The 22,066-nt window shown below is 61.2% G+C and carries 17 protein-coding genes; 5 read left to right on the top strand and 12 right to left on the bottom strand.

Features of this window, described 5'->3' with window-relative positions; translation table 11 throughout:
* Position 1: 1 nt before the first annotated feature.
* Both NF676_RS27175 and NF676_RS27170 read right to left on the bottom strand, forming a co-directional pair.
* A complete protein-coding gene (locus NF676_RS27175; RefSeq protein WP_252887031.1) occupies positions 2–838 on the bottom strand; it encodes an amino acid ABC transporter permease in 837 nt (278 codons plus the stop codon).
* Complete coding sequence (locus tag NF676_RS27170) at positions 835–1,653, bottom strand: ABC transporter substrate-binding protein (RefSeq protein WP_016772458.1); 819 nt, start codon at positions 1,651–1,653, stop codon at positions 835–837. The genes NF676_RS27175 and NF676_RS27170 overlap by 4 nt, the downstream gene beginning before the upstream one ends.
* A gap of 113 nt (positions 1,654–1,766) precedes the next feature.
* Here NF676_RS27170 and NF676_RS27165 point away from each other — a divergent pair, with 113 nt between their 5' ends.
* Positions 1,767–2,669, top strand: coding sequence for a homocysteine S-methyltransferase family protein (locus NF676_RS27165; RefSeq protein WP_056790957.1), 903 nt, complete (start codon positions 1,767–1,769; stop codon positions 2,667–2,669).
* A gap of 122 nt (positions 2,670–2,791) precedes the next feature.
* Here the strand turns inward: NF676_RS27165 and NF676_RS27160 are convergent, their stop codons facing one another.
* The 3 genes from NF676_RS27160 to NF676_RS27150 are packed head-to-tail and all read right to left on the bottom strand — an operon-like array spanning position 2,792 to position 4,556.
* Positions 2,792–3,463 carry a GNAT family N-acetyltransferase gene (locus tag NF676_RS27160; RefSeq protein ID WP_056790955.1) on the bottom strand — a complete coding sequence of 224 codons (672 nt, stop codon included), beginning with the start codon at positions 3,461–3,463 and terminating at the stop codon, positions 2,792–2,794.
* Positions 3,464–3,475: 12 nt separating this feature from the next.
* Positions 3,476–3,922, bottom strand: coding sequence for a GNAT family N-acetyltransferase (locus NF676_RS27155; protein WP_095181207.1), 447 nt, complete (start codon positions 3,920–3,922; stop codon positions 3,476–3,478).
* Positions 3,923–3,932: 10 nt separating this feature from the next.
* Positions 3,933–4,556: an FMN-binding negative transcriptional regulator gene (locus tag NF676_RS27150; protein WP_252887030.1), complete on the bottom strand. Its 624-nt coding sequence runs from the start codon at positions 4,554–4,556 to the stop codon at positions 3,933–3,935.
* Positions 4,557–4,649: 93 nt separating this feature from the next.
* On the opposite strand from NF676_RS27150, the gene pdxR reads away from it, so the two are divergent.
* Positions 4,650–6,200, top strand: coding sequence for a MocR-like pyridoxine biosynthesis transcription factor PdxR (gene pdxR / locus NF676_RS27145; protein WP_252887029.1), 1,551 nt, complete (start codon positions 4,650–4,652; stop codon positions 6,198–6,200).
* Here pdxR and NF676_RS27140 read toward each other — a convergent pair.
* From NF676_RS27140 to aspA, 7 genes are all read right to left on the bottom strand, one after another.
* Positions 6,157–10,761 (bottom strand): dermonecrotic toxin domain-containing protein, encoded by a 4,605-nt coding sequence (locus NF676_RS27140; RefSeq protein ID WP_252887028.1) that lies wholly within the window; start codon positions 10,759–10,761, stop codon positions 6,157–6,159. The two genes, pdxR and NF676_RS27140, sit on opposite strands and share 44 nt — an antisense overlap.
* Before the next feature lie 142 nt (positions 10,762–10,903).
* Positions 10,904–11,998, bottom strand: a complete 1,095-nt coding sequence (locus tag NF676_RS27135; protein WP_252887027.1) for a polyamine ABC transporter substrate-binding protein — start codon at positions 11,996–11,998, stop codon at positions 10,904–10,906.
* The gene (locus tag NF676_RS27130) at positions 11,995–13,020 is read right to left on the bottom strand and encodes a histone deacetylase family protein (protein ID WP_133335582.1); all 1,026 of its coding nucleotides are present in this window, start codon (positions 13,018–13,020) and stop codon (positions 11,995–11,997) included. Before NF676_RS27130 ends, NF676_RS27135 begins: the two co-directional genes overlap by 4 nt.
* A 199-nt stretch (positions 13,021–13,219) precedes the next feature.
* Positions 13,220–14,212 carry an AraC family transcriptional regulator gene (locus tag NF676_RS27125; protein ID WP_095181211.1) on the bottom strand — a complete coding sequence of 331 codons (993 nt, stop codon included), beginning with the start codon at positions 14,210–14,212 and terminating at the stop codon, positions 13,220–13,222.
* Positions 14,213–14,457: 245 nt separating this feature from the next.
* The gene (locus NF676_RS27120; RefSeq protein ID WP_252868484.1) at positions 14,458–15,462 is read right to left on the bottom strand and encodes an asparaginase; all 1,005 of its coding nucleotides are present in this window, start codon (positions 15,460–15,462) and stop codon (positions 14,458–14,460) included.
* Positions 15,463–15,633: 171 nt separating this feature from the next.
* Entirely contained in the window at positions 15,634–17,082 is a 1,449-nt protein-coding gene (locus NF676_RS27115) for an alanine/glycine:cation symporter family protein (protein WP_150637183.1), read from the bottom strand.
* Between the two features lie 484 nt (positions 17,083–17,566).
* Positions 17,567–18,991, bottom strand: coding sequence for an aspartate ammonia-lyase (gene aspA / locus NF676_RS27110; protein ID WP_016772472.1), 1,425 nt, complete (start codon positions 18,989–18,991; stop codon positions 17,567–17,569).
* A gap of 180 nt (positions 18,992–19,171) precedes the next feature.
* Between aspA and NF676_RS27105 the strand changes: the two genes are divergently transcribed.
* From NF676_RS27105 to NF676_RS27095, 3 genes are all read left to right on the top strand, one after another.
* Positions 19,172–20,080 (top strand): LysR substrate-binding domain-containing protein, encoded by a 909-nt coding sequence (locus NF676_RS27105; protein ID WP_024014837.1) that lies wholly within the window; start codon positions 19,172–19,174, stop codon positions 20,078–20,080.
* 335 nt (positions 20,081–20,415) lie between these two features.
* A complete protein-coding gene (gene purE, locus NF676_RS27100; protein WP_007920220.1) occupies positions 20,416–20,907 on the top strand; it encodes a 5-(carboxyamino)imidazole ribonucleotide mutase in 492 nt (163 codons plus the stop codon).
* Positions 20,908–20,917: 10 nt separating this feature from the next.
* A complete protein-coding gene (locus NF676_RS27095) occupies positions 20,918–22,000 on the top strand; it encodes a 5-(carboxyamino)imidazole ribonucleotide synthase (protein ID WP_041476593.1) in 1,083 nt (360 codons plus the stop codon).
* The last annotated feature ends 66 nt before the right edge of the window (positions 22,001–22,066 follow it).

Here is a 22,066-nt window from a genome sequence, read left to right as displayed (position 1 = left end):
CTCAACTACGGCGCACATAAGCCTTGCCGTAATGCCGCTCCATCCGTGCCTGAATCAGCTCCAGCCCGATCGACAGCAGCCAGTAGATGATCGCCGCCGTGGTGAGCATTTCGATGTAGCGATAGCTTGAGCGCCCGTAGGACTGGGCGAGAAACATCACTTCCCAGACGCCCATTACCGAGATCAGCGACGAGTCCTTGAGCATCGAGATGAACTGGTTGGTGGTCGGCGGGATAATCGTGCGCATGGCCTGGGGCAGGGTGATGCGCCAGAAGATCACGCTTTCGCGCAGGCCCAGCGCCAGGGATGCTTCGCGTTGGCCGTGATCGACGCCGAGGATGCCGGCGCGGAAGATTTCGCTCAGGTAGGCGCCATAGTTCAGCGACAGGGCAATGATGCCGGCGACGATGGCGCCGGGGACGATGCCCAGTTGCGGCAGGCCGAGGTAGATCAGCAGGATCTGGATCAGCAATGGCGTGCCGCGAAAGAACGAGGTGTAGAAACTGGCGATGCCAAACGCCACGGCGCTGCTCGACAGGCGCGCCAGCGCGGTGATGAAACCGAGCAGCGACGAGGCGATGATCGAGCAGGCGCAGAGAAACAGCGTCAGCGCTGCGCCTTGCAGGAAGCCGTTTGGCGCCAGCTTCAGGCCAACGAGGTTGGGCAGTTTGTCGAGGATGATCGCGAACTTCAGGTCGAAGCTGAGGAAGAATCCGGCGAACAGGCAGAAAAGCGCAGCCCACGTCAGGTACAGGCGCGTACGGAACCCGAAAAGCTTTTGCAGGCGGGTTTCAGCCACCGGTTGCGGTGGCTGGGGCGGGGTCGGAAAGGAAGTCATTGGCTGATATCGGCGCCGATCCATTTCTGCGACAGCTTGCTCAGGGTGCCGTCCTGTTTCAGCTGGGCGAACACCTCGCGCACCTTGGCGTCCCATTGCGGGTCACCCTTTTCGATGGCCACCGAGTTGGGTTCCGAGTACAGCGGTTCGCCGGCCAATTTGAAGCGCTGATCCTGATTCAGGCGCGGCTGTGCGGTGACCAGATTGGTAAGGATTGCATCCAGGCGCACGCCGGCGCCCAGGCCCAGATCCTGGAAGGCGACGTTGTCGGTGTCGTACGGGGCGATCTGCACATCCTCGAACGGATACTGCAACTGCGTATCCTCGGCGCCTTCGATCACCAGATTTTTGTTCAGATAACTTTCGTAGCTGGAGGCGCTGGTCAGGCCGACCTTTTTGCCGCTCAGATCCTTGGCGCTGTGGATGCGATCGTCCTTGGCATTGACCACGATTACCGCTGGCGAGGCGTAGTACTCGACCGGGAAGTCGAACACTTCTGCGCGGGCCTTGCTCGGGGTCATCGAGCAGATGCAGATGTCGTAGCGCCCGCTCCAGCGACCGGCGGCGATCACGTCCCAGGACGGCGTTTCGAGACGCAGTTTGACGCCAAGCTTGTCCGCCACCGCTTTGGCAACGTCGACATCGAAACCGTCGAGTTGATTCTGCTCATTGAGAAATGAGAAGGGCGGATAGCTTTCCATGAGCACGCCGACCAGCTCTTTTTTCTGTTCGACACGGTCCAGCGTCGCGCCGCCGAAGGCTTGGGTGGAGGCCAGAATGGTCAGGCCCAGGGCCAATAGCGGTTGGAGTTTCACAGTCGCTTCCTGTTGAAAAAAGAGGTTGTTATTAACCGAGTGGTGCGTATTAAATAGTTATAAGAACGACTCTGATAGTGAGTTATTTTCATAAGCATATGAGTGAAAAGCATATGGGCGCAGCAAGTACGGTCATTCTCGATGGCGGCATGGGCCGTGAATTGCAACGCGCCGGGGCGCCATTTCGCCAGCCGGAGTGGTCGGCACTGGCGCTGAGTGAAGCGCCGCAGGCGGTCGAGGCGGTGCATGCCGCTTACATCAACAGCGGCGCCGACGTGATCACCAGCAACAGTTACGCGGTGGTGCCATTTCACATTGGCGAGGCGCGTTTTGCGGCTGAAGGCCAGGCGCTTGCGGCACTGGCGGGGGAGTTGGCGCGGCGGGCGGTGCAGGCATCCGGCAAGCCAGTGCGTGTTGCCGGTTCGTTGCCGCCGCTGTTTGGTTCGTATCGTCCGGATCTGTTCGAAGCGGATCGCGTGAGCGAGCTGCTGACGCCGCTGGTCACGGGGCTGGCCCCGCATGTGGACCTGTGGCTGGCAGAAACGCAAAGCTCGATCGTCGAGGCCCGCGCTATCCACGCCGGGCTGCCGAAGGACGGTAAACCGTTCTGGCTGTCATTCACGCTCAAGGATGAAGACACCGATGAAGTGCCGCGCCTGCGCTCTGGCGAGCCAGTGGCCGAAGCGGCTGCGGTGGCGGCTGAACTCGGCGTCGAAACCCTGCTGTTCAACTGCAGTCAGCCTGAAGTGATTGGCGCAGCAATCGACGCGGCGCGCGCAACCTTTGAGCGTCTCGGCGTCAGGATCAATATCGGCGCGTATGCCAACGCGTTTCCTCCGCAACCGAAAGAAGCCACGGCCAATGACGGGCTCGACCCGTTGCGTGACGATCTTGATCCGCCGGGATATCTGCACTGGGCGCTGGACTGGCAACAGCGCGGCGCCAGTCATCTGGGTGGCTGCTGCGGGATCGGCCCGGAGCACATTGCGGTGCTGGCGCAAGAACTGCGTTGTTAAGAAAGACCCCGCCCATTGTGGGAGCGAGCCTGCTCGCGAAAGCGGTCAGTCAGTCAACATCTGCGGTGACTGACACACCGCCTTCGCGAGCGGGCTCGCTCCCACAAGGGTATCCGTGAAGTTCAGCTACGGCATTCGGCCAGACCTTTGAGTTGGCCAGCAGGCGTCTGGTTTTCATCGCTCAGCCAGCGCTCGAACCCAGCACCAATCGCTGGCCATTCCGCATCCAGAATCGAATACCACGCGGTATCGCGGTTCTGCCCCTTGACCACCATGTGCTGGCGAAACACGCCTTCGAAGCTGAAGCCCAGACGCTCGGCCGCGTATTTGGAGCGGGCGTTGCCGTTGTTGCACTTCCATTCCAGGCGTCGGTAACCCAGCTCGAACGAATATTTGGCCAGCAGGTACACCGCCTCGGTGCTTTTCGGCGAGCGCTGCATTGGCGCACCGAAAGTGACGTGGCCGATTTCGATGCGGCCCTGCGCCGGGACGATCGACATCAGGCTGAGGATGCCTTGCACCTGACCAGTCGCACGGTCGATGATGCTGAAGAAATACGGGTCGCTGTTGGCTGCATGATTGTTCAGCCAGTCGTTGAACGCGCTGCGCTCGGGAAACGGACCGTAAGGCAAGTAATCCCAAAGCTTCGGATCGGCACCCGGCCCTTCGAGGGCGGCGTAAAGCTCATCGCCATGACGCGCCGGGTCGAGTTTTTCCAGACGAATGAAACGGCCCTCGAGCAGGGTGGCGGAGGGGGCGGGGACGCCTTTCCAGTCAGCGAGTGAAGCAGTCATGTGCGCGTCTCCTTAAAGGGCTTTACGAAACTGGATGAAGCCCGGACGTTCGGCAATGCGCTCGTAGAGCTGGATCGCCGTGGCGTTGGTTTCATGGGTCAGCCAGTGGACTTTGCAGCAACCATCGGCCTTGGCGGTAGCGTAGACATGCTCGATCAACAGCCGACCGACACCGGTGCCACGGGCTTCCGGCACCACCAGCAGATCCTGCAAATAGCAGGAATTTTCGATGCTCCAGTTCGAGCGATGATAGATGTAATGCACCATGCCCAATGCTTTGCCATCGGCCCACGCGAGGGCGGCGTGGGTCGGTTCATTCGGGTCGAGAAAGCGCTGCCAGGTGCTCTGGGTGACGGCGTCCGGCAGTTCGGTGTTGTAGAAGCGCAGGTACGCCTGCCACAGCGGCAGCCAAGCGGCGTGGTCATTGGCGCTGACCGGGCGAATGTCGATCTGGGTCATGGGTAGATCCTTAGCGCATCAGGCTGGCAAGGGTTTGATCGTTGGCGTCGGGGCTGGCGGCGAGGCCTTCGCGCACGCCGGCAATGTCTTCAGCGCTGCGGTTCTGGCTGAGCTTGCGTTTGCCTTCGAGGCGGTCAATGGGAATGGCAAACCCGACGATGGCCTTGAGCATGCCGTCGATGTATTCGGCTGGCGCATCGTCCACCGACCACGGCTGCGCGCGGCCCGCTTCATGACGGTCGGTCAGAGTGCTGACAATATCGAGCAGGCGCCCGCCATCGCTGAAAGTCTCGGCATGACCGTAGGCGTGCACGGCGATGTAGTTCCAGGTCGGCACGACTTTGCCGTGCTCGGCTTTGCTCGGATACAAGCTTGGGCTGACGTAGGCGTCCGGGCCGGCGAAGATCAGCATCGCCTCGGCACCGTCACGCAGGTCCTTCCACTGCGGATTGGCTTTGGCCAGATGGCCGTAGAGCGTGCCGTATTCGCCCTGTTCGCGATGCAGCAGCACCGGCACGTGGCTGGCTTGCAGGCCGCTTTCGCCGTGGCTGACCAGAATGGCCAGGCGCGTGGCAAGAATCAGTTCGTGCAGTTGGGACAAGTCTTCGATGGCAAAGGCGCGTGGCGTGTACATGGACAGATTTTCCTTGGCGAATGCCTGCATCCTAGGCAGGCTATTGGTCCGTTGTAAGAGCCATTGCCGAGCCATTTCATAGGTCCATTCGCCATGCCCGATCTGCCACCCTTGTCGATGCCCTTCAACCCGGCCGGTATCGAGCTTGATCGCCGTCAAGGCCTGAGTCGCCAGCTCTATCAGTCTTTGCGCCTGCGGGTGCTTGATGGACGTCTGGCCAGTGGCACGCGATTGCCGGCCAGCCGTGACCTGGCCTCGGCGCTGGGCATTTCCCGTAACAGCGTGGTGCGCGCCTACGATCAGTTGTATGCCGAGGGCTTTATCGAAGGGCGCGTCGGCGACGGTACTTACGTGGCGCAATTGGCTCAGACAGCCACGTCGAAGAAAAAACTATCCACAAATTCATCCACAGGCTTGTCAACAGGCTTACCCACAGCCTTATCCACAAATTGGCTGGATTTACCTGTGAATTCATCCAGCAAAGTTATCCACAGTGGTGGCTTTTCTCGCATTGAAAAGCACCATTTACCTCGACCACCGAGCGGTCCGCCGCGCGCTTTTCGGGTGGGTGTGCCTGCATTTGATCTGTTCCCGTTCGAGGTCTGGGCCAAGCTGAACGCGGCTTTCTGGCGTAAACCGGATCTACAGCAGCTGTGTTACGGCGACCCGGCCGGTGACGCGCGGCTGCGCGGCATGATTGCTGCGTATTTGCGCAGCTCGCGCGGCATGCAGTGCACGGCTGAGCAAATTGTGATCACCAGTGGCGCACAGCAGGGCATCAGCCTTTGTGCACAGTTACTGGTCGAGCCGGGGGACGGTGTGGCGATCGAGAATCCGGGCTATCGCGCCGCCGGGCATGCCTTCGCTGTGGCGGGGGCGAAATTGCATGGGGTGGCGGTAGATAGCGACGGTATCGATTGCAGCGCCATGGCCCGGCTCAGCGATTGTCGGGTGGCTTATGTCACGCCGTCTCATCAGTACCCGACCGGAGTGGTGATGAGTCTGGCCCGGCGTCTGGAATTGCTCGCCTGGGCCGAGCGTGTCGGCGGCTGGATCGTCGAGGATGATTACGACGGCGAGTACCGCTACACCGGCGCACCGCTGGCGCCGTTGGCCGCACTTGATCGTCAGGGGCGTGTGCTCTACGTCGGCACCTTCGGCAAGGTCGCTTTTCCGGCGTTGCGCCTTGGTTATCTGGTGCTGCCGCCAGCGCTGGTCGACGCGTTTGCGCAACGCCGCGCCGTCGATGTGCGGCATTCGGAGGTCAGCACCCAAGCGGTGATGGCCGAATTCATGGCTGCCGGGCATTTCCAGCGACATATCCGTCGCATGCGCCGGGCTGCGCTGAGCCGGCGCAACTGCCTGCTCGAAGGCTGGCCGACGGTCGCCGGTGTCGGTCAGTTGCCGGCCGTGTCGGCCGGGCTGCACCTGACCGTCGCCGTGGACAGCATCGCGCGCGAGCAGCAATTGATCGCTCAGGCCGCTGATGTCGATGTCGAAATCAACGGCCTGAGCAGCTACTGGTTACCCGACTCGACTACGCCCATGGATCAGCGCGCCGGCCTGGTGCTGGGTTTTGCCGCCGTACCAGAGCCTGCGATCAAAGCGGCGCTGTCGCGTCTGCGGCAGGCTTGGAGAGATTGAAGAACAGCGTTTCGGCGCTGCGAGTGGAAATTTCGCTGCGATGGATTTCTATCAGCCTCTGATTATCCACACCCGTTATTTCGGCGACGCCCCCCATGCGGTGCTGAGCGAGCGTTTTCATATGTCCACGCACAAATGCACCAACGGGCGCGTCGACGCTGCTGTAATGGAAATGCGCATAGCAGAGGACCTTGTCGGTATGCGCATCACGAATCTGATATTCGTCGAGAAAATCGTTCTGATGGCGCCTCAGACGCCGTCGGGTCAGGGTTTTCGAGATGTTCACTTCGCCCTTGTCCTTGAGCCACTCGACCCCGGCAGCTGTTGGCAGTTGTTGCTTGACCAGGCGGATTCGCGTGCTGGTGCCTTTTTGCTCCAGTGTCGTAGCCGCAGCGTCGAGCTTGTGGTTGAGCTCTTCGGACGGTTCATGCAGAGCAGCGGTGAGGTTACTCGCCGTTAACGCTTCATCGATCGCCGCACAGGCTTTGCGCAATAGGGTGGCGTGGTTGTGGTATTCCTCTTCGACCTCCACTGGAATGCGCGAGCCGCGTTTGAGACGCGCCTCGATGCGCCGATGAAACGCCGCCAGCCCGTCGATCAATGCCTGCCCTTCGCTGATGCTCTTGTTGAGGTTGGGCCTGGCTTTAGGCAACGGTGCAGGCCGTGCACTCTGCTCGACCCAGATACCTGGCGATTCCTCCTTGAATGTCGCGATCACTCTGGTCAGCGCCGTACCGACTTCGACCAGATCGGTGTTCTTGCCGTCGAGGCTTTTTTTCCGCTGGCCGACCAGGGTGCCCTTGTTGCGTGTCTTGATGATCTGCCGATTCGAAGCTGACGTTGAGGGTCTCGACGGACCGGCTTGCGGCACCAGTAAGTGCCGGTAGCGCAACAGGTCGGCGAGTCGGTTGTCGGCGCTATCCTTGAATGCGGCCACGCGCGCCTGCAATTGCCTGAGGCGTTCCGTGTGTATGTGTTCGGAATATTCACTCGCCAGGTCATCGAAACGCTTGTCCACGGAAGCGAACTGTTCGCTCACCTGACTCAGGGCGTCGATGCGTATGCGCAGATCACTGAGGCTTTCATCGGCGCTCAGGTCCCGCGAACTCTGAACGTTCAGCGCAGCATCTTCGAACAGACTGGCCAGCGCTTGTTGCGCCTCGACATGAGCGGTGGAATCGCCGGGCTTGATGCAGGTGTACTGGCCGAGACTGATCTGCAGGGTCTTCAGATCATCCAGCGGGTAGGGCGCCAGGCTGATGTTGTATTTCTGCTTTATCTCCAGGCCATCAGGTCCCAGCCTGGTCAGTTCATCCAGGCAGGCTTCAGCCGACTCCATTTTCTCGATAATGGTTTGAGTGGCATCGTTCAACTGTTCGAACGCAGAGGTGACCGCCTGCGATTCGCCGCGCAGTTCGTCGTCCAGTATCGCCTGCACCCTCAGTACGCGTTGCTGGTAATCCGAAGCGTTATTACTGAGCCACTCCTGCCCCAGAAACAACTGCATGTCCAACCGCTCCGGCATGACCGTGCGGTAGTTGGGAATCGATTGCTTGCAGTTGAGTGTCTTGATCAGCTGAATGTTCGCGGCATATTCGTTGTGCTGTGAATCGAGCGTGGCGAGGTACTGCGCAAGCGCTTGTTCGCGTGCCTGCGCAGGGGCATCGCGAAGGCTGTTGCGTTCGGTATCGAGAAGGCTGCCTTTGCTCTCCATCGTCAAATCGAACGCGGTGATCTGCTCGGACAATACGGCCACCTCCTGGTTTTTTTTGCCTTGCGCCACCTTGCGCCCGTCCTCCAGCCCGCCTCCGCGCAGGCGCAAACGCAGATCTATCACCCATTGGCCATTGGCGGTATAGGCAAGCTTGGGCCCGGCTGGTCGGGTGGGCTGACGCGTATCGACGATGTGCACATCGCCATGCGCGTTGCGCGCGACTTCGAACCAGCGCTCACCGACCCGGGCGTACCATTTGTCTGCGTGGGCGTAGAGGTCTCGGTACGCGCCTTCCCGGGTGGCTGCGCCAAGGGCTTCGGGCTTGCCGACCTCGAACCCGTCCAACAGCGTGGCGAGTGCCGTCGGGGATCGCTTCAGCGCCGTGATGCTGTCGATTGATGTGCCATGGAATTGGGTTAATTGCGGGCCGGTGATATCGGGCTGGCGCAGCGCTTTGACGATTCTGGCGGCAGGTCTGGTCGTCGCTGCATCCTCTTCGAGCTCCGTGGCCACGGGTGTCGATGGCGCATCGCCCACCGCCGCACGGTGGGCGAGCACCATGCCCAGCGCCAGGAGAATATCGGCGATGGCCGTCCAGGCGATCTTCCCCGATTGCTCGTTGGCGCCGTCGGTGATTTCCTGCAGATCATCCATGATCTGCCAGATCCACGCCGCTGTGCCTACGCTGCGGCCCAGGAACGGCAGCGCGGCATTGAGCATCACCCAGCCGCCCTGTTTCAGCGAGGCCCAGCGTGCTTCGGCATCGGAGACCGACTGCCGGTCGGCTTGAGTGACAAGCGCCTTGACGTTGCGTTCGTGCAGGGTTGCGAGGACGTCGCTGGCGATCACCTGAGTGCCCAGCGCGACCGCGCCTGACATATCCAGCGCAGTGGTCGGATTGATCATCAGTTGCGGGATCGTCCACACCGACGGCAGCCTGGCGGTGAAGACGAACTGGCTGTAATTGAAGCGCACATCGTCCGGCAACCAGGCCAGTACCGAGTCACGCAAATGTCGCGAATGCTGGATCGCAAAAAGCAGATTCGCGGGCCCCGGATATTGCAGCAGAGTCTTGTCAAACAGTGGTCGATACAGCACGCACGGCCCTTTGTCGGCATCGCGAGGGCCTATGACATACATGTTGTCGACAGTGTCTGCGGTGGAGCGGCTGCGATGAGCGACGAAGGCCAATGGGCGAATGACGATTTCCTCGCCATCGACGTAGCGTTCCGCGCCAGTCGTGGCGAATGCGGCGACCACGTATCGATAACCCGATTCATCGAGGCCGGCTCTACCCCGGATCTTGTGCTGCAACGCCAGCAATGGCAGCTCAATGCGCAGCTGACTGGTGTAGAGCCCTTGCAACAGCGGCGCTTGCACGGGGTCGTCTAGCAGCATGGCCTTGAGATGCGCCGGGTAGGTCTTGCCGATGTCGACCGTGCTGACCAGTTTTTCCAGAAAAGTCGCGCTCATCCACTCGGGTACCGGGCTGCCATCCTTGTACCGCACAGTCTTGTTGCCCAGCGGCAGGCCTGCGAGGTTTTGCAGGGCAAGCTCGGTCAGCGTCCATGTCTGAGCCTGAGTATTTCCCGGCAATACAAACGTGCCCCAGACCACGAGACTGGTGATGGTGATTTCGATGTTGTCGATGTTCACGTCTTTGGCGCCGGGCTGCTCCTTGAGAATCTGTTTGATCAGCGCTGCACGAGTGAACGCCTGCAGGCTGGTGATTTCGCTTTGAAAGGATTTGCCGTTGTTTTCGTGCTGCAGCGTTGTCAGATCCAGCAGGTGCCGGCTGTAACGCGTCTGATCCATGGGCAGTGCGTCGTTCAGCCAGTCCGGAAGCATCGGCTGCAAACGCTCGAAGTGCGCTTCGAGGCGCGGTGTCGGTTGAGCCGGTTTGCCGGCCGTGCCGGTATGCGGATAGACGCGTTTACCAGGGGAATCCTGAAAAAAACTGATTTCGCCCAAGGCATCTGCTTCCATGGAAATCAGCGTGCACGCCTGCTGGTCGAAGAAATTGCCCTGGGGTTCGACCAGCCGCCACTTGAGATCTTCGCCCGAGACGCTTGCGCCATATATCCGCAGCAGAGCCTCGCCGAGTTCCTCCAGTGAGTCGAAACGCTGAAAGCCCTGGGTGACCGCGTGGGTGAGAATCAACTTGCGGTCTGCGATTGTGCCGATCACTACTGCGGCATCGACCAGGGTCAAGTGCGATGACTTGTCGGAGCTACCGCGATCGAGGTCAATCAGATATGCCTTTGCCGAGTACGGGGCGGGGGCCAGGCGTTGTTGCGGGTCGGGCTGTTTGAAAATCGCCCGGGCCATGGCGATCTCGTCAGCGTCCCAGCCGACGCTGGCATCGACGTTCCACAGGTTGCGCAGTGCCTCGGACAACTGCTGCCAGCGCGGTTGCCCGGGGTAGGTGAACTCGTCCCAGTATTCGACGTGCTGCTCCTTGTAGGCGATGAACAGCAGTGGCGCCAGTTCGTTGAGCAACAGGCCGATGGCATCGATCTTTACCGGCAGATGCGCGGGTGCGGGCATGCCGGGTTGCAGGGTCAGATAATGCTCGCCATCAAGGTACGTCACCGTGGTGCCGGACAGGCCGAGCCGCACCAGGGCGTTGGTCAGCGATCCAGCCTGATACCCGTCGGGTACGACTCGACCATCCACAATAGCCCAGGTGGGTTGCACGACCATCGCCAGACGCGGGTCTATGTCGAGATTCGGATACAGCGTCTTGAGGGCATCGCGCAGCGTTTTTGAAGCGACTTCCTGCAGTGAGGGGCCAGTAACCAGCTGAGTCACGATATCGACGGCACTGGCTTTGGGAATGGCGGTCATGGTGGTTTCCTGCTCTGTCGGGACGCCGCAAGGGCGGCGGAGCAGGGCAAGTTAAAAGGCGCAACAGCGACCCGTGCGGTAGATAAAGCTGCCAGGCAAAAAAAAGACCCGCCGAGGCGGGTCTTGAGCAAACGAGCCGGTTTCAGGTCCCGGACTTGATTTTCGTCCACGCTCGCGTGCGCGCGCGTTCGGCATCCCGAGGCAGCGGCTGCAAGGTGTAGAGCGTGCTCATTGCCGCGTCGGTCGGGTACAGGTTCGGGTTGTTGCGAATGGCTGGATCGACCAGGCCGGTGGCGTCTTTGTTCGGGTTCGGATAGCCGACAAAATCGCTGACCGGGGCAATCACCGCCGGTTGCAGCAGATAGTTGATGAAGGTGTAGGCGTCCTCGGTGTTCTTCGCGCCCTTGGGAATGGCGAGCATGTCGAACCAGATCGGCGCGCCTTCTTTGGGCAAGCGCATTTCCACCACCACGCCGTTTTTCGCTTCCTTGGCGCGGTTGGCCGCTTGCGAGAAGCTGCCGGAATAACCGACGGCCACGCAGATGTCGCCGTTGGCGATGTCGGCCATGTACTTGGACGAATGGAAGTAGGTCACGTAAGGACGAATCTTCATCAGCAGCGCTTCGGCCTTGGCGTAATCCGCCGGCTTCTTGCTGTTGGGGTCCAGGCCCAGGTGTTGCAGGGCCAGCGGCAGAATCTCCGACGGCGAGTCGAGCAGGGCGACGCCGCACTGCTTGAGCTTGCTGATGTTCTCTTCCTTGAAGATCAGGTCCCAACTGTCTACCGGCGCGTTATCGCCCAGGGCTGCTTTGATCTTGGTGGGGTTGAAGCCGATCAGAATGGTGCCGTACATGTACGGCACGGCAAATTTGTTTCCAGGATCATTGGCTTCGATCAGCTTCATCAGCTTCGGATCGAGATGATTCCAGTTCGGCAACTTGCTGCGATCAAGCGGCTGGAACACTCCAGCCTCGATCTGCTTGGCGAGGAACACGTTGGACGGCACCACCACGTCATAGCCGGAGTTGCCGGTGAGCAGCTTGGCCTCGAGCGCTTCGTTGGTGTCGAAGATGTCGTAGATCAGTTTGGTCTGGCTGTTCTGTGCCTTGAAGTCGTCCAGCGCCTTGGGCGTGATGTAGTCGAACCAGTTATAGACGCGCAGCGTGCGTTCTTCGGCGTGGGCGCCAGCGCTTAGCAGGGCCGCGCACAGCGCCGAGGCGATCAGTCGCTTTTTCATTGTTCAAAACCTTCCAGCACGTTCACTGCGTTGATGCCGATTTCCTCCACCGCGTAGCCACCTTCCATGACGAACAGGGTCGGCTTGCCGAGGGCGGCGATGCGCTTGCCCATGGCCAGGTAATCCGGGCTGTCGAGTTTGAACTGCGAGATAGGGTCGTCCTTGAACGTGTCGACCCCGAGGGAGACGACGATGATGTCCGCGCCATAGCGATCGATCTCGTCGCAGGCCTGATCCAGCGCCGCGCTCCAGACATCCCAGCCGGAACCGGCCGGCAGCGGATAGTTGAAATTGAAGCCTTCACCGGCACCTTCGCCGCGCTCGTCGTCGTAGCCGAGGAAGAACGGAAACTCCGCTTCCGGGTGGCCGTGGATCGAAGTGAACAGGACGTCGCTGCGTTCGTAGAAAATCGACTGAGTGCCGTTACCATGGTGGTAGTCGACGTCAAGGATCGCGACTTTCTTGTGGCCCTGATCGAGAAAGGCCTGAGCGGCGATGGCGGCGTTGTTGAGGTAGCAATAACCGCCCATCAAGTCGCTGGCGGCATGGTGCCCCGGCGGACGGCACAGGGCGAAGGCCGCGCGTGCGCCACGCTGGATTTCTGCCTGCGCGGTAAGCGCCACTTGCGCCGCGCTATAGGCCGCTTGCCAGGTGCCGGCGGTAATCGGCGCGCCGCCGTCGAAGCTGTAATAACCGAGCTGGCCGTGCAGGCTGGTCGGTTTGATCGCACGCAAGGTCCGCGCCGGCCAGGTGTAGGGCAGCAGGTCGCCGTCGGTGTTGAACTCGGTCCAGCGTTGCCATGCACCTTTGAAAAATTCCAGATAGTCGCGGCTGTGAATGCGCGCGATCGGCTCCAGGCCGAAATCCTTCGGCGCTTCGACCGCACCGAGGTTTTGCTTCTGCACGCGTTGCAGCACATGGTCGGCACGCGACGGCATTTCGAAGCACGGCTTGAGCTGGCCATCGATGAGTTCGCAGCGGCCATGGTGCAAGTGGTGATCGTCTGAGTAGATCGTCAGCATTTGTTGTTCTCCGCAAGGCTGATTCGGTGGCTTTCAGTGTTGCGGCGCAGTTTGAATCGGAGAATGTCGGGAGCGGCCAAAAGGGGATCGATATGGCCAAAACCTCTGACCGCAATTCGCCCCTCACAACCAAAGATCGCAGCCTTCGGCAGCTCACCGATCCCTGTAGGAGCTGCCGAAGGCTGCGATCTTTTGATCTTCAGGATCTGAACTGACTCGGCGCCACGCCACTCCAGCGCACAAATGCATGACGGAAACTCGCGGTCTCGCTGAAGCCCAGCGTCTCGGCGATCCGATAGATCGGCAACTGGTCCTCACACAACATCTGCTTGGCCCGTTCGAAGCGCAGTTCATCGAGCAGTTCCTGATAGCTGCTGCCCATGTCTTTCAAATGCCGGCGCAGGGTGCGCGGTGAGCACTTCATTTGCTGCGCGAGCCCCTCGAGCCCCGGCGCGGCATTCAATTGTGCGCTGAGCAACTGACGAATCCGCCCCAGCCAGGCCTGACGTCCAGTGAACTCAAGATTCTGCTTGCGGCAACGTTCGGCCATGGCCTGATGAGTGATCGCGTCGGCCAGCGGCAGCGGCTGATCGAGCCAGTGGCGGTCGAAGGCGAAGGCGTTGTCTTTGGCCGAGAAGTGCAGTGGCGAGTTAAAGGGTTCGGCGTAGCTGTCGCGGTAGTCCGGCGCTGCATGTTCGAAGCGCGTGGCGCGCAGCGGCAGGGAATGGCCGAGCAAGTCGTCGCAGATGACTTTCAGGGACACCAGACAGAATTCGGCGTTGAACACCGCCATCGCCGCGCTTTCACGGTAATCAGCAGCGACGAACCAGACCTGCTCGCCATCGTCTTCCAGGCTCAGTTCGAACAACGTGCCCAACAGCGCCGGATAACGGATTGCCAGACGCAAAGCGTCACCGAAGGTGGCACAGGTCAGCAGGGCGTAACCGAGCATGCCGTAACAGGACACGTGCATGCGCCGGCCCAATTCGAGACCGATGTCACGCTTGAGCGCGACCGCGTTGGTGCAGACCTGCATCTCTTGATGGGTGGTGATGCGCGTATCGGCACGCTGCAGATCCGCTGCCACGATGCCGCTGCCGGCCAGTAACGCCTCGCTCGACAGGCCTTCGGCCTTGAACGTGTTGAGGATCAGCGAGACCGCGTTGAGGGTGGTGAGGTGGGAGTGGAGCATGGGATCTTCCAGCCTTGAGGTGGCTGGAACGCAGCAAGTTGCATGCCGCAGGCCCTCACCCCAGCCCACTCCCAGAGGGAGAGGGGGCCGAACGGGGGATATTGCAGAAATACACCGACGTGAGACACCGCCGCCGAATCCATAATCGACACTGTTTATAAGGTCGGTGTATAGCGCAAGACACTACGGTCAGTTCCCTCTCCCTCTGGGAGAGGGTTAGGGTGAGGGGCAATCCAGCGCCGAGCTCAGTTCAACTCACCACACAAATCCAGTTCGATCAATCGGCGCACTTCAGCCGTTTCCAGCCCGGCCCCCAGCAAGCCATGCAACTTGCCGAACGCCGCCTCGCGGGTCATGCCGCCACCGGACAACACGCCCACCCCACGCAAGCGGCTGCCAGCCTCGTAGACATCCAGCTCTACCCCGCCTTCATGGCATTGCGTCACTGCCACCACCACCACGCCGTTATCCCGTGCACGGCCAAGGCTGGCGAGGAACTTGGGGTTATCGCTCGGCCCGGTCCCGCTGCCGTAGCATTCCAGCACCAGACCTTGAATGCCGCTGTCGAGCAGGCCGTCGAGGACTTCGGCACTGATGCCGGGAAACAGCGGCAACACCGCGACTTTCGCCAGTTGCTTCGGCTGGTTGTAGTTCAGCGCGCCTGGAATCGAAGGCGCCTTCACACCACCGCCCTGACGCTCCAGGCGTTTGAACGGATGGCGGCCGAAGCTGCGCACTTTCGCGCAGCGGGTCGGTGCCAGCAGTTCGCCGTGGAAGTACAGGTGCACGCCTGGCGCCAGGCCCTGGCCGAGGGCGACCAGCGCGCCGCCGAGGTTTTCCCAGGCATCACTGTCGGTCACGCCCGCCGGCAGCATCGAACCGGTGAAACACACGCGGGCATGCAGGCCGAGCAACTGAAAACTCATCGCCGCCGCGCTGTAGGCCAGGGTGTCGGTGCCGTGCAGGATCAGCACGCTGTCGCAACCTTGCACATCCACGGCATCGACCACCGCTTCGCGCAGTTGCTGCCAGTAGGCCGGGGTCATGTTGGCGCTGTCGATCAGCGGCGACATTTCCCGAAATTGCCACTGCGGCACTACCAGCTCAGGCTGACTGTGCAGGTAGTCGCGCATCCGCGCTTCGAAACCGGACGCCGGGGCCAGACCGTTGGCGCTGGCCTGCATGCCGATGGTGCCACCGGTGTAGAGCACCATGACGTGTTGAGCGGCGGGATAGGTCGACGAGCTCATAGGATTCTCCGAAACGATGAGGGCCCTGTGGGAGCGAGCCTGCTCGCGAAAGCAGTGTGTCATTCAACAATGATGTTGGCTGAAAGTCCGCCATCGCGAGCAGGCTCACTCCTACAAGTTATTGCATCACAATAACTGACGGGCGCAGGGGATGCGCCCGTCATTCACCTGTCAGCGTTGCGCTGCAGGTACGCCTTGCGGCGCAGTTTCAGTCTGGCCCGCCGTTGCTGGCGGGTTCACCGGCCAGGCGTTGCGATCCAGATCCAGATCGGCGAATTTGCTCGAATCAAACACTGGCTGTTTGACGCCGGCGCGACGCTGCTCATCGTAGTCGCGCATCACCCGCAGGCCGACCTTGAACAGCATGGCCAGGGCCACGAGGTTGACGAAGGCCAGGCAGGTCATGGTGATGTCGGCGAAGGCGAACACCGTCGTCAGGTCCTGCATCGAACCCCATACCACCAGCGCCAGCACCAGGCCGCGGAACAGCATCAGCAGGGCGCGGTTACGGCTGAGGAACTGCAAGCTGTTCTCGCCCAGATAGTAGTTGTAGAGGATGCAGGTGAAGACGAACAGCGACAGCGCAACGCTGACGAACATGCGACCCCAGTCACCGACCACCGCAGCCAGCGAGTTCTGGGTCAGGACGATACCGTCACCTTCGAAACCCGGGGTGTAGAAGCCCGACAGCAGGATCAGCAGCGCGGTGCAGGTGCAGATCACGAAGGTGTCGAGGAATACGCTGAAAGCCTGGACCACGCCCTGCGCGCCCGGGTGCTTGACGGCGGCCACGGCCGCGACGTTCGGCGCACTGCCCAGGCCCGCTTCGTTGGCGAACACGCCACGCTTCACGCCCATGACAATGGCGCTGCCGAGCAGGCCGGCAAAGGCCGGGTCGAGGCCGAAGGCGCTCTTGAAGATGGTTTCCAGCATGGCCGGCACGTGTTCGATCTGGGTGCCGATCACGTACAGGGTCACGCCGATGTAGGCCAGGGTCTTGATCGGTACCAGCAGGTCGGAGACCGAAGCGATGCGCTTGATCCCGCCGATAAAGGTGATGGCCAGCAGCACCGCCAGGACGATACCGGTGTGTTGCGGGTTGAAGTCAAAGGCGTTCTGCAGCGAGTGGGTCACGGTGTAGGACTGCAGGCCGATGAAGGCGAAGCCGTAGGTGACCAGCAGCAGAACGGAGAACACTATCGCCATGCCTTTGAGCTTGAGCCCGTGCTGGATGTAGTAGGCCGGACCGCCACGGTACAGGCCGTCGCCATCCGCGCGCTTGTAGACCTGGGCCAGGGTGCACTCGAAGAAGCTGCTGGACATGCCGACCAGTGCGGTCACCCACATCCAGAACACCGCACCCGGACCACCGAGAGTCACGGCGATGCCGACACCGGCGATGTTGCCTGCACCGACGCGGCCGGCGAGGCTGAGCATCAAGGCCTGGAACGAGCTGAGTTGCCCGGCGCTGCCTTTGAGGCTGTCGCGGAACACCGCGAACATGTGGAAGAAATGACGCAGTTGAACGAAACGCGAGCGAATCGTGAAGTAACTACCGAGCCCGACAATGAGCACGATCAGTACTTTCCCTGAGAGGAAGTCGTTGATGACTTCGAGCATGGATTTATCCTCGCTGTTTTTTGTGGGTGCAAATGCTGGATCGGAGAAACATCGTGTTACACCGGTCTGCGCACGGCACGACGGGTGAGGCGAAGGTTTCGTCCCGGATCCATATCGCGGGTTTTGTTATTAGTTCGGGTTTCGCATGGGTTATGGCCTCGTTACCAACGACCGCTCACGCGAAGAGGGGCGGCACTATACCGATCAGTGGCGCGCCCGTCTGCACGGTAGTGGTGCAAGCGACGAAACGAGGTTGCTGCAAATCAAAAGATCGCAGCCTTCGGCAGCTCCTACAGGTGCACGTCAATCCTGTAGGAGCTGCCGAAGGCTGCGATCTTGGCGGTATCGAATACACAAAGCATCTAACGTCCTGCCCGCAAAGAAGTTAAAAAAAAGGGCTCGGGGACAAAATCCCCAAGCCCTCAAAAGGTGAGAGGTGTCTAGTCCCTCGACCTGGTGAGCGGTGCTACAAGTTCGCGTCGGCTCAGGCTTTGAGCGGAACCAGACGCGGGGCAATCATGTTTTCCGGGCGCAGGATGTCGGCGAGCATAGCTTCGTCGAGCAGACCTTCTTCGCGCACCAGTTCCAGCACGCCGCGGCCGCTTTCGAGAGCGATACGGGCGATGCGGGTGGCGTTTTTGTAGCCGATGTACGGGTTCAGTGCGGTGACCAGACCGATCGAGTGCTCGACCAGTTCACGGCAGCGCGCTTCGTTGGCGGTGATGCCGACGATGCAGTGCTCGCGCAGCATGTCCATGGCACGTTGCAGCAGGCGGATCGAGTCGAGGATCTTGAAAGCGATCAGCGGCTCCATCACGTTCAGTTGCAGCTGGCCGCCCTCGGCTGCCATGGTCAGCGCCAGATCGTTACCGATGACCTGGAACGCGACCTGGTTCACGGCTTCCGGGATCACCGGGTTGACCTTGCCGGGCATGATCGAGCTGCCTGGCTGACGCGCCGGCAGGTTGATTTCATTGATGCCGGTGCGTGGGCCGCTGGACAGCAGGCGCAGGTCGTTGCAGATCTTCGACAGCTTGACCGCGGTGCGCTTGAGCATGCCGGAGAACAGCACGAACGCGCCCATGTCGGAGGTCGCTTCGATCAGGTCGGCGGCCGGTACCAGCGGTTGCCCGCTGATCAAAGCCAGACGCTGTACCGCCAGTGCCTGATAACGCGGGTCGGCGTTGATGCCGGTGCCGATCGCGGTGCCGCCCAGGTTGACTTCGGTCAGTAGCTCCGGGGCCAGCGTCTTCAGACGCGCGAGGTCTTCGCCCATGGTGGTGGCGAACGCGCGGAATTCCTGGCCGAGGGTCATCGGCACGGCGTCTTGCAGCTGGGTACGGCCCATTTTCAGGACGTGGTCGAACTCTTTGCCCTTGGCCGCGAAGGCCTGAATCAGGCTGTCGAGACTGGCCAGCAGCGCGTCGTGACCCAGCAGCAGACCCAGGCGGATCGCCGTCGGGTAGGCGTCGTTGGTCGACTGCGCCATGTTCACGTCGTCGTTCGGGTGCAGGTACTGGTACTCGCCTTTCTCGTGGCCCATCGCTTCCAGAGCAATGTTGGCGATCACTTCGTTGGCGTTCATGTTGGTGGAGGTGCCGGCGCCACCTTGAATCATGTCGACCACGAACTCTTCGTGGTAATCGCCGCGGATCAATCGCGCACAGGCTTCGCTGATGGCAGCGTGCTTGGCTTCGCTCAGGTGACCCAGCTCGCGGTTGGCGTCAGCGGCGGCCTGTTTGACCATCGCCAGGCCCACAACCAGTTTCGGGTAATGCGAAATCGGAACGCCCGAGAGGCGGAAGTTATTCACCGCTCGCAGGGTCTGGATGCCGTAATACGCATGGGCCGGTACTTCGAGGGCGCCAAGCAGGTCGGTTTCTGTGCGGAAAGATGCAGCGGAGGACATGATAGAAATCATCTCGATAAGGACCCGGTCTGTGCCGGAACGCTGCGAATGCTAGGCTTGTGGGGATTTTTGGGCCAATGCTGTTCAGCACTGCCCTATGCACATTCGGCATAATGCCCGTGTGACGCCGCCTGTGCGGCAGACGTGTGACCTATTTTGGTGCGTGTCCGGGAGGACGTGATGAATCTGGAAAGCAAATGGCTTGAGGACTTCAGTGCCCTGGCCGCCACCCGCAGCTTCTCGCAGGCGGCCGAACGGCGCTTCGTGACCCAGCCGGCGTTCAGTCGGCGGATCCGCAGCCTCGAAGCGGCGCTGGGGCTGACCCTGGTCAATCGCTCGCGCACGCCGGTCGAACTGACGGCGGCGGGGCAGTTGTTTCTGGTGACTGCGCGCACCGTGGTCGAACAACTCGGTGAAGTGCTGCGCCATCTGCATCATCTGGAAGGCGGGCAGGGCGAGGTCATGCAAGTCGCAGCGGCGCACTCGCTGGCGCTAGGCTTTTTCCCGCGCTGGATCGCCCAGTTGCGCAACGAAGGGCTGAACATCGCCACACGGCTGGTGGCGACCAACGTTGGCGACGCCGTGCACGCTTTGCGTGAAGGTGGCTGCGATCTGATGCTGGCGTTCTACGACCCGGATTCGGCGATGCAGATGGACCCGGAGATTTTCCCGTCGCTGCACTTGGGCCAGACCGAAATGCTGCCGGTGTGCGCGGCGGATCTGGATGGCAAACCGCTGTTCGATCTGGAAGGCGAGGCCAGCGTGCCGTTGCTGGCTTACAGCGCCGGGGCGTTTCTCGGCCGTTCGGTGAACGGCTTGCTGCGCCAGCGCCAGTTGCGCTTCACCACGATCTACGAAACCGCGATGGCCGACAGCCTGAAAAGCATGGCCCTGGAAGGCCTCGGCATTGCCTGGGTGCCGCAACTGAGCGTACGCGCCGAACTGGCTCGCGGTGAACTGGTGGTGTGCGGCGGCCCGCAATGGCATGTGCCGCTGGAGATCCGCCTGTACCGCTGCGCCCTGGTGCGCAAGGCCAACGTGCGGTTGCTGTGGCGAAAACTAGAAGGTGGCGCCGCACAAAGCGCTTGAAGCTGATGAAGATCGAATGTGGGAGCGAGCCTGCTCGCGAATGCGGAGTTTCAGGCGCTGAGGTATCGTCTGACGCAACGCTTTCGCGAGCAGGCTCGCTCCCACAGGGGGATTTTTGCGGTGTTCTTTCGCTGACCTCAAGGTCAATAAAACCGGGCGTTTCGCTCATTTGACAGATGGTCGTTTCGGGGGCTGTTTATTGCTTTCTTTGCGGTATACTGCGCGGCCTTCGGCCGGCACGTCCGGCCATTTTTCGTACAATCAAGCCACGCAACCTGCGTGGCTTGTTGTTTTATGACGCGCCTGCGGGCGCTCCAGAGAGAAGAGGCGCGACGATGAGTGCACTGGTTGGCGTGATCATGGGCTCCAAGTCCGATTGGTCCACCCTTAGCCACACCGCCGATATGCTGGAAAAGCTCGGCATCCCGTACGAGGTCAAGGTGGTTTCCGCCCACCGCACCCCGGATCTGCTGTTCCAGTACGCCGAAGAGGCTGAAAGCCGCGGCATCGAGGTGATCATCGCCGGTGCCGGTGGCGCAGCCCACTTGCCAGGCATGTGTGCGGCCAAGACCCACCTGCCGGTGCTGGGCGTGCCGGTGCAGTCGGCCATGCTCTCGGGCGTCGATTCGCTGCTGTCGATCGTGCAGATGCCAGCTGGCATTCCGGTTGCCACCCTGGCCATCGGCAAGGCTGGCGCAATCAACGCCGCCCTGCTCTCGGCGAGCATCCTCGGCGCCAAGCACCCGCAATTTCACGCGGTACTGAAAACCTTCCGTGCCGAGCAGACAGACAGCGTCCTGGACAATCCAGACCCACGTATTGCCTGAGGTTGTTGAGATGAAGATCGGTGTAATCGGTGGCGGCCAGTTGGGTCGCATGTTGGCCCTGGCGGGCACTCCGCTGGGCATGAACTTCGCTTTTCTCGACCCTGCGCCGGACGCCTGTGCGGCCGCGCTGGGCGAACACCTGCGGGCCGATTACGGCGATCAGGATCATCTGCGCCAACTGGCCGATGAAGTCGATCTGGTGACCTTCGAATTCGAAAGCGTCCCGGCCGAAACCGTGGCGTTTCTTTCGCAATTCGTGCCGGTCTACCCGAGCGCCGAAGCCCTGCGCATTGCTCGTGACCGCTGGTTCGAAAAGAGCATGTTCAAAGACCTCGGCATTCCGACCCCGGCCTTCGCCGACATCCAGTCGCAAGCCGACCTGGATGCCGCCGTCGCTTCCATCGGTCTGCCGGCCGTGCTGAAAACCCGCACCCTGGGTTATGACGGCAAGGGTCAGAAAGTCCTGCGCAAACCGGAAGACGTGGCCGGTACGTTCGCCGAACTGGGCAGCGTTGCCTGCCTGCTGGAAGGCTTCGTGCCATTCACCGGCGAAGTGTCGCTGATCGCGGTGCGTGCCCGCGATGGTGAAACGAAGTTCTATCCGCTGGTGCACAACACCCACGACAGCGGCATTCTCAAGCTGTCGGTTGCCAGCACCGATCACCCGTTGCAGGCGCTGGCGGAAGATTATTCCAGTCGCGTGCTCAAGCACCTCGACTACGTCGGCGTGATGGCTTTCGAGTTCTTCGAAGTCGACGGTGGCCTCAAAGCCAATGAAATCGCCCCGCGCGTGCACAACTCCGGGCACTGGACCACCGAAGGCGCCGAGTGCAGCCAGTTCGAAAACCACCTGCGCGCCGTGGCCGGCCTGCCGCTGGGTTCGACCGCCAAGGTCGGCGAGAGCGCGATGCTCAACTTCATCGGCGTAGTGCCGCCGGTGGAGAAAGTCATCGCCATCGAAGACTGCCATCTGCATCACTACGGCAAAGCTTTCAAGGCCGGACGCAAGGTCGGCCACGCCAACCTGCGCTGCGCCGACATGGCCACCCTGCAAGCGCAGATCATCAAGGTCGAAGCGCTGATCGCCGAGTAAAACAGTTTCATGTGGCCGCGGCGGAACCATTCAGGGGCCGCCGTTCTCTCATGGCAGGATGCGAAA

This window comes from Pseudomonas siliginis, assembly GCF_024072275.1.
Lineage (GTDB): Bacteria > Pseudomonadota > Gammaproteobacteria > Pseudomonadales > Pseudomonadaceae > Aquipseudomonas > Aquipseudomonas siliginis.
This window is presented reverse-complemented; position numbering and strand designations above follow the sequence as displayed.

Coding starts and splice junctions, on each gene's coding strand:
- NF676_RS27175 (WP_252887031.1), bottom strand. CDS start 838: ATGACTTCCTTTCCGACCCCGCCCCAGCCACCGCAACCGGTGGCTGAA.
- NF676_RS27165 (WP_056790957.1), top strand. CDS start 1,767: ATGGGCGCAGCAAGTACGGTCATTCTCGATGGCGGCATGGGCCGTGAA.
- NF676_RS27160 (WP_056790955.1), bottom strand. CDS start 3,463: ATGACTGCTTCACTCGCTGACTGGAAAGGCGTCCCCGCCCCCTCCGCC.
- NF676_RS27155 (WP_095181207.1), bottom strand. CDS start 3,922: ATGACCCAGATCGACATTCGCCCGGTCAGCGCCAATGACCACGCCGCT.
- NF676_RS27150 (WP_252887030.1), bottom strand. CDS start 4,556: ATGTACACGCCACGCGCCTTTGCCATCGAAGACTTGTCCCAACTGCAC.
- pdxR (WP_252887029.1), top strand. CDS start 4,650: ATGCCCGATCTGCCACCCTTGTCGATGCCCTTCAACCCGGCCGGTATC.
- NF676_RS27140 (WP_252887028.1), bottom strand. CDS start 10,761: ATGACCGCCATTCCCAAAGCCAGTGCCGTCGATATCGTGACTCAGCTG.
- NF676_RS27135 (WP_252887027.1), bottom strand. CDS start 11,998: ATGAAAAAGCGACTGATCGCCTCGGCGCTGTGCGCGGCCCTGCTAAGC.
- NF676_RS27130 (WP_133335582.1), bottom strand. CDS start 13,020: ATGCTGACGATCTACTCAGACGATCACCACTTGCACCATGGCCGCTGC.
- NF676_RS27125 (WP_095181211.1), bottom strand. CDS start 14,212: ATGCTCCACTCCCACCTCACCACCCTCAACGCGGTCTCGCTGATCCTC.
- NF676_RS27120 (WP_252868484.1), bottom strand. CDS start 15,462: ATGAGCTCGTCGACCTATCCCGCCGCTCAACACGTCATGGTGCTCTAC.
- NF676_RS27115 (WP_150637183.1), bottom strand. CDS start 17,082: ATGCTCGAAGTCATCAACGACTTCCTCTCAGGGAAAGTACTGATCGTG.
- aspA (WP_016772472.1), bottom strand. CDS start 18,991: ATGTCCTCCGCTGCATCTTTCCGCACAGAAACCGACCTGCTTGGCGCC.
- NF676_RS27105 (WP_024014837.1), top strand. CDS start 19,172: ATGAATCTGGAAAGCAAATGGCTTGAGGACTTCAGTGCCCTGGCCGCC.
- purE (WP_007920220.1), top strand. CDS start 20,416: ATGAGTGCACTGGTTGGCGTGATCATGGGCTCCAAGTCCGATTGGTCC.
- NF676_RS27095 (WP_041476593.1), top strand. CDS start 20,918: ATGAAGATCGGTGTAATCGGTGGCGGCCAGTTGGGTCGCATGTTGGCC.